The organism is Terrabacter aeriphilus (assembly GCF_039542985.1).
Classification (GTDB): domain Bacteria; phylum Actinomycetota; class Actinomycetes; order Actinomycetales; family Dermatophilaceae; genus Terrabacter; species Terrabacter aeriphilus.
The window spans coordinates 22,783-38,614 of the sequence record NZ_BAABIW010000002.1 but is presented as its reverse complement, the minus strand read 5'-3'; the positions used below and the strand labels follow the sequence as shown (position 1 = coordinate 38,614).

The 15,832-nt window shown below is 71.7% G+C and carries 15 protein-coding genes; 8 read left to right on the top strand and 7 right to left on the bottom strand.

The window, feature by feature from the left end; translation table 11 throughout:
- Positions 1-327: 327 nt before the first annotated feature.
- Entirely contained in the window at positions 328-1,302 is a 975-nt protein-coding gene (gene iolC, locus ABD979_RS01210; RefSeq protein ID WP_345505599.1) for a 5-dehydro-2-deoxygluconokinase, read from the bottom strand.
- 272 nt (positions 1,303-1,574) lie between these two features.
- On the opposite strand from iolC, the gene ABD979_RS01205 reads away from it, so the two are divergent.
- The 5 genes from ABD979_RS01205 (at position 1,575) to ABD979_RS01185 (ending at position 7,407) form a co-directional block, all read left to right on the top strand.
- Positions 1,575-2,906, top strand: coding sequence for an extracellular solute-binding protein (locus ABD979_RS01205; protein WP_345505598.1), 1,332 nt, complete (start codon positions 1,575-1,577; stop codon positions 2,904-2,906).
- 82 nt (positions 2,907-2,988) lie between these two features.
- Positions 2,989-3,984 (top strand): carbohydrate ABC transporter permease, encoded by a 996-nt coding sequence (locus tag ABD979_RS01200; protein ID WP_345505597.1) that lies wholly within the window; start codon positions 2,989-2,991, stop codon positions 3,982-3,984.
- Positions 3,981-4,847: a carbohydrate ABC transporter permease gene (locus ABD979_RS01195; RefSeq protein ID WP_345505596.1), complete on the top strand. Its 867-nt coding sequence runs from the start codon at positions 3,981-3,983 to the stop codon at positions 4,845-4,847. The genes ABD979_RS01200 and ABD979_RS01195 overlap by 4 nt, the downstream gene beginning before the upstream one ends.
- Positions 4,844-6,379: a GH1 family beta-glucosidase gene (locus ABD979_RS01190; RefSeq protein ID WP_345505595.1), complete on the top strand. Its 1,536-nt coding sequence runs from the start codon at positions 4,844-4,846 to the stop codon at positions 6,377-6,379. Before ABD979_RS01195 ends, ABD979_RS01190 begins: the two co-directional genes overlap by 4 nt.
- Positions 6,376-7,407 carry a LacI family DNA-binding transcriptional regulator gene (locus tag ABD979_RS01185; protein WP_345505594.1) on the top strand — a complete coding sequence of 344 codons (1,032 nt, stop codon included), beginning with the start codon at positions 6,376-6,378 and terminating at the stop codon, positions 7,405-7,407. Before ABD979_RS01190 ends, ABD979_RS01185 begins: the two co-directional genes overlap by 4 nt.
- 86 nt (positions 7,408-7,493) lie before the next feature.
- On the opposite strand, the gene rplI is transcribed toward ABD979_RS01185, so the two are convergent.
- The 6 genes from rplI to ABD979_RS01155 all read right to left on the bottom strand — a co-directional run bounded on the left by rplI (position 7,494) and on the right by ABD979_RS01155 (position 13,229).
- The gene (rplI, locus tag ABD979_RS01180) at positions 7,494-7,940 is read right to left on the bottom strand and encodes a 50S ribosomal protein L9 (protein WP_345505593.1); all 447 of its coding nucleotides are present in this window, start codon (positions 7,938-7,940) and stop codon (positions 7,494-7,496) included.
- 26 nt (positions 7,941-7,966) lie between these two features.
- Entirely contained in the window at positions 7,967-8,203 is a 237-nt protein-coding gene (rpsR, locus tag ABD979_RS01175) for a 30S ribosomal protein S18 (RefSeq protein ID WP_013494395.1), read from the bottom strand.
- Positions 8,204-8,317: 114 nt separating this feature from the next.
- The gene (locus tag ABD979_RS01170; protein WP_345505592.1) at positions 8,318-8,965 is read right to left on the bottom strand and encodes a single-stranded DNA-binding protein; all 648 of its coding nucleotides are present in this window, start codon (positions 8,963-8,965) and stop codon (positions 8,318-8,320) included.
- Between the two features lie 58 nt (positions 8,966-9,023).
- Positions 9,024-9,311, bottom strand: a complete 288-nt coding sequence (gene rpsF, locus ABD979_RS01165) for a 30S ribosomal protein S6 (RefSeq protein WP_345505591.1) — start codon at positions 9,309-9,311, stop codon at positions 9,024-9,026.
- A gap of 302 nt (positions 9,312-9,613) precedes the next feature.
- Complete coding sequence (locus tag ABD979_RS01160) at positions 9,614-10,981, bottom strand: hypothetical protein (RefSeq protein ID WP_345505590.1); 1,368 nt, start codon at positions 10,979-10,981, stop codon at positions 9,614-9,616.
- A 16-nt stretch (positions 10,982-10,997) separates the two neighbouring features.
- Entirely contained in the window at positions 10,998-13,229 is a 2,232-nt protein-coding gene (locus tag ABD979_RS01155) for a transglycosylase domain-containing protein (protein WP_345505589.1), read from the bottom strand.
- Positions 13,230-13,480: 251 nt separating this feature from the next.
- Between ABD979_RS01155 and ABD979_RS01150 the strand changes: the two genes are divergently transcribed.
- The 3 genes from ABD979_RS01150 to ABD979_RS01140 all read left to right on the top strand — a co-directional run bounded on the left by ABD979_RS01150 (position 13,481) and on the right by ABD979_RS01140 (position 15,830).
- Positions 13,481-14,011, top strand: coding sequence for a SigE family RNA polymerase sigma factor (locus tag ABD979_RS01150; RefSeq protein ID WP_345505588.1), 531 nt, complete (start codon positions 13,481-13,483; stop codon positions 14,009-14,011).
- Entirely contained in the window at positions 14,008-15,099 is a 1,092-nt protein-coding gene (locus ABD979_RS01145; RefSeq protein ID WP_345505587.1) for a hypothetical protein, read from the top strand. Before ABD979_RS01150 ends, ABD979_RS01145 begins: the two co-directional genes overlap by 4 nt.
- A gap of 77 nt (positions 15,100-15,176) precedes the next feature.
- A complete protein-coding gene (locus ABD979_RS01140; RefSeq protein WP_345505586.1) occupies positions 15,177-15,830 on the top strand; it encodes a PadR family transcriptional regulator in 654 nt (217 codons plus the stop codon).
- The last annotated feature ends 2 nt before the right edge of the window (positions 15,831-15,832 follow it).

Here is a 15,832-nt window from a genome sequence, read left to right as displayed (position 1 = left end):
GCGAGAGCGCCGCCCCGCACGTGTTTCATCGCGACCCAACCCGGCGCACACCCCTGCCAGGCGGCCGCGGTGGCCGGTGTCGTCGCACCGACCCGGGCGCCGGCCCGAGGGCCCGATCGGGGTCTGGGCCAACTGCTACCTGATTCCCAGCGTTCTTTAAGGTACGGCGGTCATAGTCGTTCTCGTGAGTTGCTCCTGTGCGGCTCGGTGATCTCCTCCCCTGTCAGATCACCGGGCCAAGGGCACCTGCTCCTGCTGGTCGAGTTCGGCGACGTGACCAGCAGGAGCGGGTTTTCTCGTTTCCAGGGGCCGTCCGGCGCTTCCGCGTCAGAGCGCGCCGTCGGCCACCTCGACGTCGGAGAGCAGGGCGTGGACCTCGGCCGTCGTCGGCATCGCGGCCGAGCACTCGAGCCGCGCGGACACGAGGGCGCCGGCCACCGAGGCGAAGTGGAGCGTGCGCTCGAGGTCCCAGCCCTCGAGCAGGCCGAGCACGAGCGCCCCGCCGAAGGCGTCGCCGGCGCCGAGACCGTTGACGACGTGCACCGGGAAGCCGGGGACCGTGACGAGCTCGTCGTGGGTGAGCGCGAGGGCACCGCGGCGGCCCCGGTCGACGACGGCGAGCGCCACCCCGGCGTCGACGAGCGCCCGGGCCGCCCGCAGCGGGTCGGCCTCGCCGGTGACGACCTCGCACTCCTCGGCGGTGCCGACGACGACGTCGACGAACGGCAGCGCCCAGGTGGCGGCGGACCGCGCCGCCTCGCCACTCGCCCAGAACTCCGTGCGGTGGTCGAGGTCGAGCACCGTGAAGGGCGCACGGCCGCGCTCCTCCCAGGCCGCGCGGTGGGCGGCGCGACTCGGCTCCTGGCTCAGCCCGGTCAGGGTCGACCAGAACACCCTCGCCTCGCGGATCACCTTGAGCGGCAACGATTCCGGCGTGACGAGCAGGTCCGGCGCCGTGGGATAGCGGTACGACCAGACCGGGAAGTGGTCGGGCGGGAAGATCTCGCAGAAGGTGACCGGCGTGGGCGGCCCGGCCGTGATCGTCTGGACGTGGGCGTCGTCGACCCCGAGCTGGAGCAGCTCGCGGTGCACGAAGCGGCCGAACGCGTCGGCACCGGTCGCGCTGACGAGGGCCGCGCGCAGGCCGTGCCGCGACGCCGCCACCGTCACGTTCGCGGCCGTGCCGCCGAGGAACTTCTCGAAGGTGCGCACCTCGTCGAGGGTGACGCCGTGCTGCAGCGGGTAGAGATCGACGCCGACCCTGCCGATGGCGACGAGGTCGTAGGCGGCGTAGGCGGTCATGGAGCCTCCCGGTCCGCGGCGATGCCTGGGGACTCCACGCTAGCCGTCGACCTGCCGCCGTGGCAGCCGAAGCACCCCGGCCGCCGCCCCGCCCGCCGACCCGCCAGCCGACCCCGTCGTGCCACCGCCTCCCGAGGTCACGGAATGGTCACGGGTCTTGACGGACGGGACCGCCTCCCGTCATCCTCGCCGTGAGAGCGCTCTCACACCCGTGATCCACGCAGGGAGAGCGCTCCCACACCCACCCGGGGATGAGACCGAAGGAGCTCTCCATGACATCCCGACCCACCCGGTTCGCCGCGCCCACCGGGCGCCCGCGCCACGCCGTCCTCGCCACCCTCACCGTCGGCCTGCTGGCCCTGTCGGCCTGCAGCTCGAGCTCGCCCGACGGCCCCGCCGCCACGGCAGCCGGCAGCACGGGCGGATCGGGCGGCGGCCCCGTCACCCTGACGCTCGCCACCTTCAACCAGTTCGGCTACGAGGAGCTGCTTCCCGAGTTCGAGAAGTCGCACCCGAACATCAAGGTCACCCACAAGAAGGCGGCCACCTCCAACGAGGCCCGCGACACCTTCTTCACCCGCCTCTCGGCCGGTAGCGGCATGGCCGACGTCGAGGCGGTCGAGGTCGACTGGCTCCCCGAGATGCTGCAGTACTCCGACAAGTTCACCGACCTCAACTCCGCGGACGTGCAGGGCCGCTGGCTCGACTGGAAGGCCAAGGCCGCCACCGACGCCGACGGCCACCTCATCGGCTACGGCACCGACTCGGGGCCGGAGGCCATCTGCTACCGGAGCGACCTCTTCAAGGCCGCCGGCCTCCCGAGCGACCGCGAGTCGGTCGCCAAGATGCTCGGCACCACGTGGGAGAGCTACTTCGCGGCCGGCAAGGAGTTCAAGGCCAAGTCCAAGGTGCCGTTCTTCGACAGCATCGGCGCCACCTACCAGGGCATGGTCAACCAGCTCCCGGCCGCCTACGAGAACCCCGACGACGACACCATCACGGCGACCGAGAACGCCGACGTCAAGAAGGTCTACGACCAGGTCATCCAGGCCGGCATCACCGACGGCCTCTCGGCCAAGCTGCAGCAGTGGGGCGACGACTGGACCGCGAGCTACCAGAAGAACGGCTTCGCGACGATGCTCTGCCCCGGCTGGATGGTCGGCGTCATCGAGGGCAACGCCAAGGGCGTCAAGGGCTGGGACGTCGCCAACACCTTCCCCGGTGGCGGCGGCAACTGGGGCGGCAGCTACCTGACCGTGCCCAAGCAGAGCGCGCACCCGAAGGAGGCGCAGGAGCTCGCCGACTGGCTGACCGCCCCGGAGCAGCAGATCAAGGCCTTCAAGAAGGTCGGCGCGTTCCCGAGCCAGAAGCAGGCCCTCGAGAGCCCCGACCTGCTCGGCTTCAAGGTCGCCTCGTTCAACGACGCCCCGACCGGCCAGATCTTCGCCGACCGGGCCAAGGCCGTGACGATCACGCCCTACAAGGGCGCGCACTACTTCGCCATCAACGACGCCATGCAGCAGGCCCTCACCCGGGTCGAGCAGGGCACCTCGCCCCAGGAGTCCTGGGACAAGTGGGTCGGTGACGTGAAGGCCCTCGGCTGACCCGAGCCACCAGCCGGTTCGTGGACGGCCCGGCGCCCCCCATGCCCCGCCGGGCCGTCCACCCGACGATCGGATCCACCGCATGACCCTGCAGACCCCCGCCCGTCCCACGCCCACCGGGACGGAGCCCGCGCCCGAGTTCGTCCGGCGCTCCCCGATGCCGACGCGGTCCGGCTGGCGCCGCCGCCTCACCAAGCTCGACGAGACCGGCGCGCCGTACGCGTACATCTCGCCGTTCTTCCTGCTCTTCGCCCTCGTCGGGCTCTTCCCGCTGCTCTACACGGCCTACGTCTCGCTCCACAAGTGGAGCCTCATCGGCGGCCAGGGCGACTTCGTCGGGCTCAAGAACTACGCCGACGTGCTGGCGCAGCCCTACTTCTGGAACGCGCTGAAGAACACCGTCAGCATCTTCCTGCTCTCGAGCGTGCCGCAGGTCATCGCGGCCCTGCTCATCGCCGCCGCCCTCGACAGCGGCCTGCGCGCCCGCACCTTCTGGCGGATGGGCGTGCTGCTGCCCTACGTCGTGGCCCCCGTCGCGGTCGCGCTCATCTTCAGCGACCTCTTCGGCGACAAGTTCGGGCTCGTCAACCACCTGCTCGGCCTCGTCGGCATCGACCCGGTCCAGTGGCACAAGGAGGTCGTGCCGAGCCACGTCGCCATCGCGACGATGGTCAACTTCCGGTGGACCGGCTACAACGCCCTGATCTTCCTCGCGGCCATGCAGGCCATCCCGCGCGACTACTACGAGGCCGCGATGATCGACGGCGCGGGCCGCGTGCGTACCTTCTTCTCGATCACCGTCCCCCAGCTGCGCTCGACGATCATCTTCGTCGTCATCACCTCGACGATCGGCGGCCTGCAGATCTTCGACGAGCCGCGGATGTACGACCAGTACGGCCTCGGCGGCGCCGACCGGCAGTGGCAGACCCTGACCCTCTACCTCTACCAGCTGGGCTGGACGCAGAAGAACTTCGGCAGGGCCGCGGCCGTCGCCTGGATGCTCTTCCTCATCGTCGTCGTCTTCGCCGTCGTCAACTTCCTCGTCACCCGCCGGATCGCCTCGAAGGGGCAGCGATGACCGCCTCCACCCTCACCCCGCCCCGCCGGCGCACCCGACTGGTGCGGCGCACCCAGGCCAGCCCGGCGGCATACGTCGTGCTCGTCGTCGTGCTGCTGGCCTCGGGCTTCCCGCTCTGGTGGTCGTTCGTCATCGGCAGCAAGGACTCCGCGGCGATCGTGCAGGACCCCTACTCGCTCGTGCCGGGTGGGCACTTCCTGCAGAACGCGAGCACCGTCATCACGACGATCCCGTTCTGGAAGGCCCTGGGCAACAGCATCCTCGTCAGCGGCACCGTGGCGCTGCTCGTCGTGCTCTTCTCCGCGATGGCCGGCTTCGCCTTCGCCAAGCTGCGCTTCCGCGGCCGCAACGGGCTGCTCGTCTTCGTCATCGCGACGATGGCGGTGCCGACGCAGCTCGGGATCGTGCCGCTCTTCATCGTCATGAGCAAGCTCGGCTGGATCGGCAGCCTCTGGGCCGTCATCGTCCCGAGCGCCGTCAGCGCCTTCGGCGTCTTCTGGATGACGCAGTACCTCCAGGAGGCCCTGCCCGACGAGCTCATCGAGGCCGCCCGCGTCGACGGGGCCTCGAGCCTGCGCACCTTCTGGTCGGTCGCACTCCCGGCGGCCCGGCCGGGCGCGGCGATGCTCGGGCTGTTCACCTTCATCGCGACGTGGACGAACTTCTTCTGGCCCTTCATCATCCTCGACCCCGGCAACCCCACCCTGCCGGTCGCGCTGCAGCAGCTGCAGGCGGCGCACTTCGTGGACTACTCGCTCGTGCTCAACGGCGTCGTGCTCATGGCGCTGCCCCTCATCGTCCTGTTCGTCTTCGCCGGGAAGCAGCTCGTCTCCGGCATCATGCAAGGAGCTGTCAAGGGATGACCTCGCAGACCCGCACCCACCCCGCCCTCCTCGTCCCCTCCGCGGCACCGGACCTCGTGCTCGCGACGTCGCGCCCCGTGCCGCAGGACTTCGTGCTCGGCGTCGCCACCGCCGCGTACCAGATCGAGGGGGCCCGCCACGAGGGCGGACGCACCGACTCGATCTGGGACACCTTCAGCCACACGCCCGGGGCGGTGGTCGGCGGGGACACCGGCGACGTCGCCTGCGAGCACTACCACCGCTACGAGGCGGACGTGGAGCTGATGCGCTCGCTCGGCATGCAGTCCTACCGCTTCTCGACGTCGTGGGACCGCATCTGCCCCGACGGCGGACCGGTCAACGCCCGCGGCCTCGACTTCTACGAGCGGCTCGTCGACTCGCTCCTCGCGGCCGGCATCGCGCCGTGGCTGACGCTCTACCACTGGGACCTCCCGCAGGCCCTCGAGGACCGCGGCGGCTGGACGTCGCGCGAGACCGTCGACCGGTTCGTCGACTACGCGCTCGCGGTGCACGACCGCCTCGGCGACCGGGTGCGCACCTGGACGACGCTCAACGAGCCGTTCTGCTCGGCCTTCCTCGGCTACACGGCGGGGATGCACGCGCCGGGCCGCACGTCGCCGGCCGACGGCCTCGCCGCCGCCCACCACCTGCTCCTCGCGCACGGGCGCGTCGTGCAGCAGCTCCGGGCCCGTGACGCCGACCTCGAGCTCGGCCTGACGCTCAACTTCACGGTGGCCGACCCGCTCGACCCGAGCGACCCGCGCGACGTCGACGCCGCGCGACGCGTCGACGGTCAGATGAACCGGATCTTCCTCGACCCGGTCTTCCGGGGCAGCTACCCCGCCGACCTGCTCGACGACGTGCGCCACCTCGGGTTCGAGGACCACGTCCACGACGGCGACCTCGAGGTCATCGCGACCCCGATCGACGTGCTCGGCGTCAACTACTACAACGGCGAGGCCATCGGGCACGAGCCGCCCGCAGCCGCGCTCGACGACAGCGTCAACGGCGGCCGCACGACGCGCTCGCCCTTCCCGGCGGCCGACGACGCGCACCGCCACCCCCGGGGCCTGCCGCTCACGGCCATGGACTGGGAGATCCAGCCCGACGGTCTGACCCGCCTGCTCGTGCGCCTCCAGACGGAGTACGCCGGCCCGGCCGGCGTCGCCCTGCACGTGACCGAGAACGGCGCGGCCTTCGCGGACGTGCCCGACGACCGCGGCTTCGTCGACGACCGCGACCGGACGGCATACGTGCGCGCGCACCTCGGCGCGGTGCTCGACGCCGTCGACGCGGGCGTGCCGGTGCGCGGCTACTTCTACTGGTCGCTGCTCGACAACTTCGAATGGGCCTGGGGCTACGCCAAGCGCTTCGGTATCGTCCGAGTCGACTACGACACCCAGGTGCGCACGCCCAAGGCCAGCGCGCTCGACTACGCCCGGATCATCGCGACCCGCCGGCTGCCCACCCCGTGGGCCGAGCTGACGGAGGGTGGCCCGGACCCCGATCCCGCAGGAGAACGCCGCAGATGAGCGACGGCACGCTGGCCCACCCGATGGGGCGGCCCACCCTCGAGGAGGTCGCCCGGGTGGCCGGCGTGTCCCGCGCCACGGTCTCTCGCGTCATCAACGGCTCGCCGCGGGTCAGCGCCGACGTGCTCGCGGTCGTCGAGAAGGCCATCGCCGAGCTCGACTACGTGCCGAACCGGGCGGCCCGCTCGCTCGTGGCCCGGGCCACGATGTCGATCGCCCTCGTGGTGCCCGAGGACGCGCACCGCTTCTTCGGCGACCCCTACTTCGCCGACGTCGTCCAGGGCATCAGCGACCGGCTCGACGACAGCGACTACGTGCTCAACCTGCAGCTGACCCACCCGAGCTCGCCGTCGGAGAAGACGAAGCGCTACCTGCTCGGCGGCAACGTCGACGGGGCGCTCGTCGTCTCGCACCACTCGGGCGACCACTTCCTCGCCTCGCTCGGCCGGTCGCTGCCGGTCGTCTTCGGCGGCCGGCCGCTCGGCGACGTCGCCAACCCCGGCGACTACTACATCGACGTCGACAACCGGGCGGGCGCCCGACGCGGCGTCGAGCACCTCGTGGCCCGCGGGCGGCGCACCATCGCGACGATCACCGGACCCGCCGACATGCCCGCGTCCGTCGACCGCGAGCTCGGCTGGCGCGACGCGCTGACGGCGGCCGGGCTCGACGCCGGCCGCGTGGCCCGCGGCGACTTCACCGAGGCCGGCGGCATCCGGGCGACGCTCGCGCTCGTCGACGCCCACCCCGACCTCGACGCGCTCTTCGTCGCGAGCGACCTGATGGCGAGCGGCGCCCTGCTCGCGCTCGAGGAGCGCGGGCTGCGGGTGCCCGACGACGTCGCCATCGTCGGCTTCGACGACAGCCCGTATGCCACCCGCGGGAAGGTCGGCCTCACCACCATCGCGCAGCCCGCGCAGCAGATGGGCGTCGTCATGGCCGACACCCTGCTGCGCCTGCTCGCCGGCGAGAACCCGCCGCACGTCACGACCCTCGACACCCACCTCGTCGAGCGCGACTCCGCCTGAGCCGACCCCTCAGGGCCCGGGACATGACGGAGGGCCGGGCCCCGCGGTGCGGGTCCCGGCCCTCCGGCCGTGCTGGTGAGCTGCGCTCAGGCGGGGACGACCTCGAACTTGAGGGTCGCCGACACCTCGGCGTGCAGACGCACCGTCGCCTCGTAGGAGCCGACGGTCTTGATGGCCTGCTTCACCTCGATCTTACGCTTGTCGAGCTCGGGGCCACCGGCGGCCTTGACGGCCGCGGCGATGTCACCGTTGCTGACGGCACCGAAGAGACGGCCGGACTGGCCGGACTTCGCGGGCACCTTGACCGACGTCGCCTCGAGCTGGCCCTTGACGCCCTTGGCCTGGTCGAGGTCCTTGATCTCGCGGACCTCGCGGCCCTTGGTCAGGGCGTCGACCTGCTTCTGGCCACCCTTGGTCCAGCCGGTCGCGAGACCGCGCGGGAGCAGGTAGTTGCGGCCGTAGCCGTCCTTGACCTCGACGATGTCGCCGGCCTCGCCGAGACCCGAGACCTCGTGCGTGAGAATGAGCTTCATGGTTCTCTCCTAGTTCTCGAGCGGACTCAGCGAGCCGAGCTCGAGTAGGGCAGCAGAGCCATCTCACGGGCGTTCTTGACGGCCGTGGCGATGAGACGCTGCTCCTGGACGGACACACCGGTCACGCGACGCGCGCGGATCTTGCCGCGGTCGGAGATGAACTTGCGCAGCAGCGCGGTGTCCTTGTAGTCGATGTTCTCGACCTTCGCCGCCTTCAGCGGGTTGGCCTTCTTCTTGGGCTTGCGCACAACGGGCTTTGCCATCGTGGTGCTCTCCTTCTTGATGAGAGCCCGGGGGTTCGTGCCCCGGGATGGGAGGTAAAGAGATGATGTATGCCGTCCGGTGACCTCACCGGGCGACGGTGCCGACCTGCTCGATCAGAACGGGGGCTCGTCGTAGCTGGGAGCAGCGCCCCAGCCACCACCCTGGCCACCCTGGCCGCCGGAGGGCTGGCCACCGGACGGCTGACCGCCCGAGGGCTGACCACCGGAGGACGAGCCGCCGGACGACTGGCCCCAGCCGCCCTGGCTGCCGCCACCCTGGCCACCGGCGGAACCGCCGGTCGCCCACGGGTCCTCGGCCGAGCCGCCGTTGGTGCCGCCGCTCCAGCCGCCGCCCTGGTTGCCCTGGCCGCCGCCGAAGCCGCCACCGCCACCACCGCGCTGGGTCTTGTTGACCTTCGCGGTGGCACTGCGCAGGGACGGGCCGATCTCGTCGACGTCCATCTCCACGACGGTGCGCTTCTCGCCTTCCTTCGTCTCGTAGGACCGCGACTTCAGGCGGCCGGACACGATGACGCGCATGCCCCGCTGGCAGGACTCCGCGACGTTCTCCGCCGCGTCGCGCCACACCGAGCAGCGCATGAACAGCGTCTCGCCGTCCTTCCACTCATTGCTCTGGCGGTCGAACTGCCGCGGCGTCGAGGCCACGGTGAAGTTCGCGACCGCAGCCCCGGACGGCGTGAAGCGCAGCTCCGGGTCGGCGGTCAGGTTGCCGATGATCGTGATGACGGTGTCGCCTGCCATGCGTGGCTCCGTTTCGTCCTTCGTCGGGTGGTCGAGCGGTTCGGGTGACGGTCGCTGATCAGGCGCCGGGGCGCAGCAGCTTCGTGCGCATGACCGACTCGCTGAGGCCCAGCTGGCGGTCGAGCTCCTGAGCCGTGGCCGGCTCGGCCGTCATCGTGACGACGACGTAGATGCCCTCGGACTTCTTCTTGATGTCGTAGGCGAGGCGGCGACGGCCCCAGATGTCGACGTTGTCGACGGTGCCGCCGTCGTTCTTCACGACGGTGAGGAACTTGTCCATCGTCTTGTCGACGGTGCGCTCTTCGGTCTCCGGGTCGAGGATGACCATGAGTTCGTACTGACGCATGCTTCTAACCCACCTCCTCTGGTCTCGGCGGTCACGAGTCTCTCTCGTGACAGGAGGGTTGCATTCGTCCCGCCGCGAGCCCAGGTGCCGACCGGAGTGATCCGGCCCGCTCAGCCTCGCAGAACCCACCGACATCGAGTCGGCACGATCCACAGGGCCACCAGGCGCACGGCGAACTGGGCAAGACTACCCGGAGGCGGCGCGCGCGAAGAAATCCGGGCGGCTGCGGGGCCGCTGGGGGGGGAAGCTCGCCCGCCCCATCCTGCTCCGTTTCCGGGAGCAGGGTGCGACGGGCGCGGTGGTCAGGAGAAGCGGACGAGCAGCCGGTCGTCGACGTCGGCCAGCGGCCCAGCGAGGTCGTCGTGCTCCCCCCGCCGGCGGCCCCAGCGCCGGCGCACCCGCAGCCACACGACGGCGGCGAGCCAGAGCACCGCCACGACACGCAGCATCGAGAAGAACGAGTACCAGGCCGGCGGCATCCCGCGGCTGGGCACCGTGGTGGCCGCGATGGTGAGCCACACGGCGACGAAGTTGAGCGCCTCCGCGCCGGCCCACGCGAGGTGGTCGCGCCAGGCCAGCGCGCACCAGGCGACGAGCGGCACGAGCCACAGCGAGCTCTGCACGGTGAACGACTTGCCCGTCACGAGGACGATCGCGACCATGACGAGGGAGAGCTCGGCGAGGCCCGGCCGGCGCGCGGAGCTGAGCGCGAGCGCCGCACCGGCCACGAGCGCGGCGAGCCAGCCGACGACGGCGAGCGCGGTCACGGCCCCCACCGGGAGCGGGTGCCCGGCGAGCTGGGGCAGCAGCCACGGCGAGCCGTAGCCCGCGCCGGCCGCGGCCCACGACCGGTACGCCGAGCCGGCGGCGTCCGGGTTGAGCAGCCACACGAGGCCGAGCACGACGCCGAAGGTGAGGCCGGCGTACCCGGCGGTGCGACCGAGGTCGCGCAGCCTCCCGGTGCGCACGCAGAGGAGCGCGATGGCCGCGAGGAGCAGCACGGGGTAGGAGCGCGCCGCCATGGCGAGCCCGAGCAGCACGCCGGCCGCCGTGCGGTGCCGGCGCGACCACGCCCACAGGCCCGCGCTCGCGAGGGTCACCCCGAGCAGGTCGGCCGACACGAAGGCCACGAGCGCGACGACGGGCGCGAGGGCGACGTGCGCGGCGACGAAGGGGCGCGACGCCGACGAGGCCACGAGCCACACGAGCACGAGCAGCAGGAGGGTGAGCAGCACCGACCACAGCGCGAAGTACCAGGCCGCACGGGTGCGCAGCGACCCGTCGTCGGGCACGAGGCTCGCCACCGCCGTCAGCGCCAGGCCGGTCAGCGGGGGCTGTCCGGTCGTGGGCGCGCCCTGACCACCCTGCAGGTAGGCCGCCAGGCCGTCCTTGACCTTGCCGTCCCGGTAGGCGACCGGCAGGTCGGCGTAGCAGGCGCTCCAGAACTGGGTGTCACCGGTGAAACCGGTGCGCAGGCACGGGGCGCGGAGCAGGATCCCGAGCCCGGCCGTCACGGCGGTGAGCGCGGAGAGCACCGCCGCCGTCAGCACCCACGGGAGCTCGCGCGCGGCGGCATACCGGCCGCGGGGGCCGCCGATCACCTCGGACGCCTCCCGCACGACGGGGTCGACCCCCCGCTCGGACACCCGCTCGCTCGGCCGCTCGGTCACCTGACCACGGGCCCTGTCACTGCCCGGCGCCGGCGGCGGTCGACGAGCGGTTGCCGAGCGGCAGCGGGATCGTCGCCGACGGCTGCTGGGTGGTCGGCCTCGGCCGGCCGGTGCGCGTCGTCGTCGGCGGGGCCTGGTCCGTCGTGGTCGGCGGGGCCTCGCTCGTCGTCGGCGCCTCGCTCGTCGTGGTCGCCGGCTCGGTCGTCGTCGTCGTGGTCGTCGTGGTCGTCGTGCTCGGCGCCGTCGTCGTCGAGCCGGTGGTCGGCGGCGGCGTGTAGGTCGTCGTCGGCCGCAGCTTGTCGTCACCGACACCGGCGCGGTCCGGGAAGTCCTGCACCTCCATGTTCTCGGTCGCGACCTTCATGAAGTCGAGCCAGATGTTGGCCGGGATCGTCGAGCCGTCGGCCTCGGAGGACTCGGAGGGGCTGAGCTCCTGGCTGCTCTTGCCGTCGGCGGTCGGCTTGTACATGCCCACCGACACGGCGAGCTGCGGGATGAAGCCGGAGAACCACTTCGAGCGGTTGCTCTCCGACGTGCCGGTCTTGCCGGCGACGGGGCGGTCCAGGGTGCGGCCGATCTTCGTCGCGGTGCCGCCCGGGCGCACGGTGTAGGTCATCGCGTCGGTGACGTCGGCCGTGACGTCCTTGTCGAAGGCGCGCTTGGTCTGCGGCTGGGCGGTGAACGTGAAGTCGCCGGAGGTCGAGGTGACCTTCCTGACGAGGTAGGGCGTCGTGCGCACCCCCTGCGCGGCGATCGTCGAGTAGGCCGAGGCCATGTCGACGACGTGCGGCGAGGCCGTGCCGAGCACGTTCGTCAGGTCGGTGCCGAGGCCCGCCGTCTGGCTGGGGATGCCGGCGTCGATGGCCGCCTGCTTCGTCTTGTCCGGCCCGATCTGGTCGTTGAGCGCGACGAACGCGGTGTTGATCGAGCGCCCGATCATCCGGCGCATGTCGACCTGGCCGTACGAGGTGTACTCGAAGTTGTTGATCTTGGTGTCGCCGAAGGTCTGCGGGCTGTCGCCGTCGAACTTCGTCTTCGTCGACACGCCGTCGCGCACGGCCGCGAGCACGGCGAACGGCTTGAAGTTCGAGCCGCCCTGCATGATCGCCTGCGTCGCCGTGTTGAGCTGGGTCTTCGAGTAGTCCGGCCCGCCGTACATCGCGACGACCGCGCCGTCGCCGGGCTTGATCGCGACCAGGCCGGCCTTGACCTTCTTCGGCAGGTTGTCCTGCACGGCGGCGACCGCGGCCGCCTGCGCCTTCTTGTCGATCGTCGTGACGATGCGCAGCCCGCCGTTGTCGATCTCCTGGTCGGTCAGGCCCGTCTGGAGCAGCTCGCGCTTGACCTGGGCGGTGATGTAGCCGCCCGGGCCGGAGGAGAACTTGATCCCCTTGTAGGCCTGGATCTTCGGCAGCTTCGTGTACTTCGCGCGGTCGGCCGAGCTGAGCCAGCCCTCCTCGACCATGCCGTCGAGCACGTAGGCGAAGCGCTTCTCGAGGTTCGCCTCGGCCTTGTCGCCGTTCGCCGGGTCGTAGAGCGACGGGGCGTTGATGACGGAGGCGAGCACGGCGCCCTCGGGGATCGTCAGCTTGCTGACGTCCTTGCCGAAGTACGCCTTGGCCGCGCTCTGGATGCCGTAGGCGCCGCGACCGTAGTAGATGGTGTTGAGGTACTTCTCGAGGATCTCGTCCTTGGACAGCTGGCCGTCGATCTTGACGGCGATGAGGATCTCGCGCGCCTTGCGCGAGATCGTGCGGTCCTGGGTGAGGAAGTAGTTCTTGACGTACTGCTGCGTGATCGTCGAGCCGCCGACCTGGGCCTCGCCCGTGACGGTCGTCTTGACGGCCCGGAGGATGCCGCCCACCGAGATGCCGTTGTTCTCGTAGAAGGTGCGGTCCTCCGCGGCGATGTGCGCCTGCTGGACGAACTTCGGCACCCGCTTCAGGTCGACCGACTCGCGGTTGCCGTCCTGCACGGCGATCCGGTCGAGCTCGGTCTTGCCGTCGCTGTAGTAGACGATCGAGACCTGCTTGTTGGCCAGCTCGTTCGGCTGCGGGATCGAGATCTGGTTGTAGGCGATGACGACGCCGACGACGCCGATGACGAAGAGCGCCGCGCCCGTGATCGCGCCCCACTTGAGGGTGGGGATCACCCAGCGGCGCCAACCGGTGCGCACCTTCTTGCGACCCTTGCGGCCGTCCTGGGCGCCCGCCTGCGCGGCTCGCACCTCGCGCCTGCTCTGCGTCACAACCTGCTCCGTTTCCCGACGAGGCCCGAGGCAAGGGTGCCCCGGGCCGCCACTCAGTATGACCCGATCCGCGCCCCGACGCCGAAACGACGAGGGCCCCTTCACACGTCGCTCACACCGGCCCCACAGCCCGCGCGCCCCGCCGTGCAACCTTCCCGGCACCCTCACCGGTCCTCTCCCACGTGACCACGACAATGGATGCCGGCGCCGGCGACGCGCGCGCCACCGACCGACGAAGGGCAGGGGGACGCGTGGCCGACCGCACCGACTTCGACACGTTCGTCGCCGCCCGATCGGCGGGGCTCGTCCGCACCGCCTACCTGCTCACCCACGACCGCGGCCTGGCCGAGGACCTCGTGCAGACCTCGCTCACCAAGGCGTGGTTCGCGTGGGGACGCATCGAGGGCCGACCCGAGGCCTACGTGCGCCGGGTCATGGTCAACACCTACTCGAGCTGGTGGCGGCGCCGCTGGAACGGCGAGCAGGCGACCGACGAGCTGCCCGAGACCGCAGGTCGGCCGGACCGGGCCGCGCGGGACCGGGCCTCGGGGGCCGGGCAGGTCGACGACCGCACCGACCTGTGGCGCGCCCTCGCCCGCCTGCCCAAGCGGCAGCGTGCCGTCGTCGTCCTCCGCTTCTACGAGGACCTCTCCGAGGCCGAGACCGCAGAGATCATGCAGTGCTCGGTCGGCACCGTGAAGAGCCAGGCGAGCCGGGCGCTCGCCAAGCTCCGCATCGACCCCACCCTGGCTTCGACCTCCGACGAGGAGCGTGTCCGATGAACCTCAGCGACCTGCGCGACGAGCTGTCCACCCGCGCCGACGACCTCGGCCCGACGACCGACCTGCGAGCCGGCGTGGCGCACGGGGTGCGGCGGACGAAGCGACGCCGCGCCGTGGCCACGGGGTCGGCCGCGACCCTCGCGGTCGCCGCGCTCGCCGTCGGCGTCCTGACCTCGGTCGGTCGACCGACGCCGCCCGCCCCGGCGACGACGCCGTCCACGAGCGCCGCGCCCATCATCGGGTCCGACGGCATGCCGTTCCGCTCCGTCCCCGACGCACCCGGCGACGTCGTCAAGGACGGCCTGCGGCTGCGCGCCCGGGTCGCCGACGACACGCTCGTGGCCGGCGCCATCAGCGACCGCGGCCAGGCTGCGCGCGATCTCGCCTGGACCCCCACGACGGCCCGGGTGTCGCTCGGGGCCGACTGCTGGATCCCGAGCCGCAGCCCGGAGGCCGCCATGCGGGCCGTCGTGGAGCTCAAGGTCGCGGGCGAGTACCTCTTGGCGGCGTCCTGCGGGTCGCAGGCACCGGACGGGCCCGACCTTCCCGCAGGTGGCGGCCTGCCCGGTGAGCCCGGCCAGGGCTGGGACGTGCTGACCGTGGGGAAGCCGACCTCGGCGACCGTGCGCGTCGTCGACCGTGACACCCACGAGCTCGTGACCGACCCGGACGTGCAGGTCGTCGGCTCGGTCTACGAGGTGGGTCCGGAGACGTCGGTGCGTGACGTCGCCGGCACGCCGGTCGTCGCCCTGCCCGACGTCGTCGAGCACGAGGGGTACCGCTACCGCATCGCCTCCGTCACCAGCGCCGCCCTCGCGTCCGGACCGCTCCCCCGCGTCGCGGCTCCCTCCGGCCCGGCCCTCGTGACCTGGGGCTCGAGCGGCGACGGACTCGTCGGTGCGACCGCGACGGCGAACTCGAGCCTGCGCCTGACGGGCCTGCAGGGCAGCGACCAGGGCCGCGGCCTCGGCTCGTGGGGCACGACTCCGGTCCCGGCCGGCTCCACCGGCACCCTGGCCCTGGCCGCGGAGGGCTCCCGCCCCGACCACGGCACCTCCTTCCTGGCGCTCTACACCCTCATCCCCTGACCCCATCCGGGCAGGCGAACGGCGCGATGCGTCGCGGGGATGTATCGCAGCGATATATCTGCCTGTAGAGTGGGGCCGTGCCGAAGTCCGAACGCCCCCAGAGCCGCCGCGCGGCCCTGCTCGAGTTCGCGGTCCTCGGCCTGCTCCACGACGGGCCGGTGCACGGCTACGAGCTGCGCAAGCGCCTCACCACCGCCCTCGGCATCTTCCGCGCCCTCTCCTACGGCTCGCTCTACCCCGCGCTCAAGCACCTCGTCGACTCCGGCTGGATCCACGAGACGACCGAGGCGGCCACCGGCGCCAGCAAGCGCCCCCGCATCACGTACGAGCTGACGGCCGACGGCAAGGAGCACTTCCAGGACCTCGTCGCGGCGAGCGGGCCGGACGCCTGGGACGACGACGACTTCGACGTCCGCTTCGCCTTCTTCTCACGCACCGAGGCCCAGGTGCGCCTGCGCATCCTCGAGGGCCGGCGCTCCCGGCTCGAGGAGCGCCTCGCCAACGTCCGTGACGCGAGCGCCCGCAACCGCGAGCGCATGGACGACTACACCCTGGCCCTGCAGCAGCACGGCGAGGAGCGGGCCGAGCGCGAGGTGCGCTGGCTCGAGGAGCTCATCGTGGCCGAGCGGCGCGCCGCCCTCGACCCCGGCCCGGCCGCGTACGACGGGCCGGACGGCACCACCCCCGACCTTTCCACCACTCAGAGCACGACCACCAACAACAAGGAGTGATC

What these genes read in the sequence shown, in the direction of transcription:
- iolC (WP_345505599.1), bottom strand. Translation starts at nt 1,302, where the DNA reads ATGACCGCCTACGCCGCCTACGACCTCGTCGCCATCGGCAGGGTCGGC.
- ABD979_RS01205 (WP_345505598.1), top strand. Translation starts at nt 1,575, where the DNA reads ATGACATCCCGACCCACCCGGTTCGCCGCGCCCACCGGGCGCCCGCGC.
- ABD979_RS01200 (WP_345505597.1), top strand. Translation starts at nt 2,989, where the DNA reads ATGACCCTGCAGACCCCCGCCCGTCCCACGCCCACCGGGACGGAGCCC.
- ABD979_RS01195 (WP_345505596.1), top strand. Translation starts at nt 3,981, where the DNA reads ATGACCGCCTCCACCCTCACCCCGCCCCGCCGGCGCACCCGACTGGTG.
- ABD979_RS01190 (WP_345505595.1), top strand. Translation starts at nt 4,844, where the DNA reads ATGACCTCGCAGACCCGCACCCACCCCGCCCTCCTCGTCCCCTCCGCG.
- ABD979_RS01185 (WP_345505594.1), top strand. Translation starts at nt 6,376, where the DNA reads ATGAGCGACGGCACGCTGGCCCACCCGATGGGGCGGCCCACCCTCGAG.
- rplI (WP_345505593.1), bottom strand. Translation starts at nt 7,940, where the DNA reads ATGAAGCTCATTCTCACGCACGAGGTCTCGGGTCTCGGCGAGGCCGGC.
- rpsR (WP_013494395.1), bottom strand. Translation starts at nt 8,203, where the DNA reads ATGGCAAAGCCCGTTGTGCGCAAGCCCAAGAAGAAGGCCAACCCGCTG.
- ABD979_RS01170 (WP_345505592.1), bottom strand. Translation starts at nt 8,965, where the DNA reads ATGGCAGGCGACACCGTCATCACGATCATCGGCAACCTGACCGCCGAC.
- rpsF (WP_345505591.1), bottom strand. Translation starts at nt 9,311, where the DNA reads ATGCGTCAGTACGAACTCATGGTCATCCTCGACCCGGAGACCGAAGAG.
- ABD979_RS01145 (WP_345505587.1), top strand. Translation starts at nt 14,008, where the DNA reads ATGAACCTCAGCGACCTGCGCGACGAGCTGTCCACCCGCGCCGACGAC.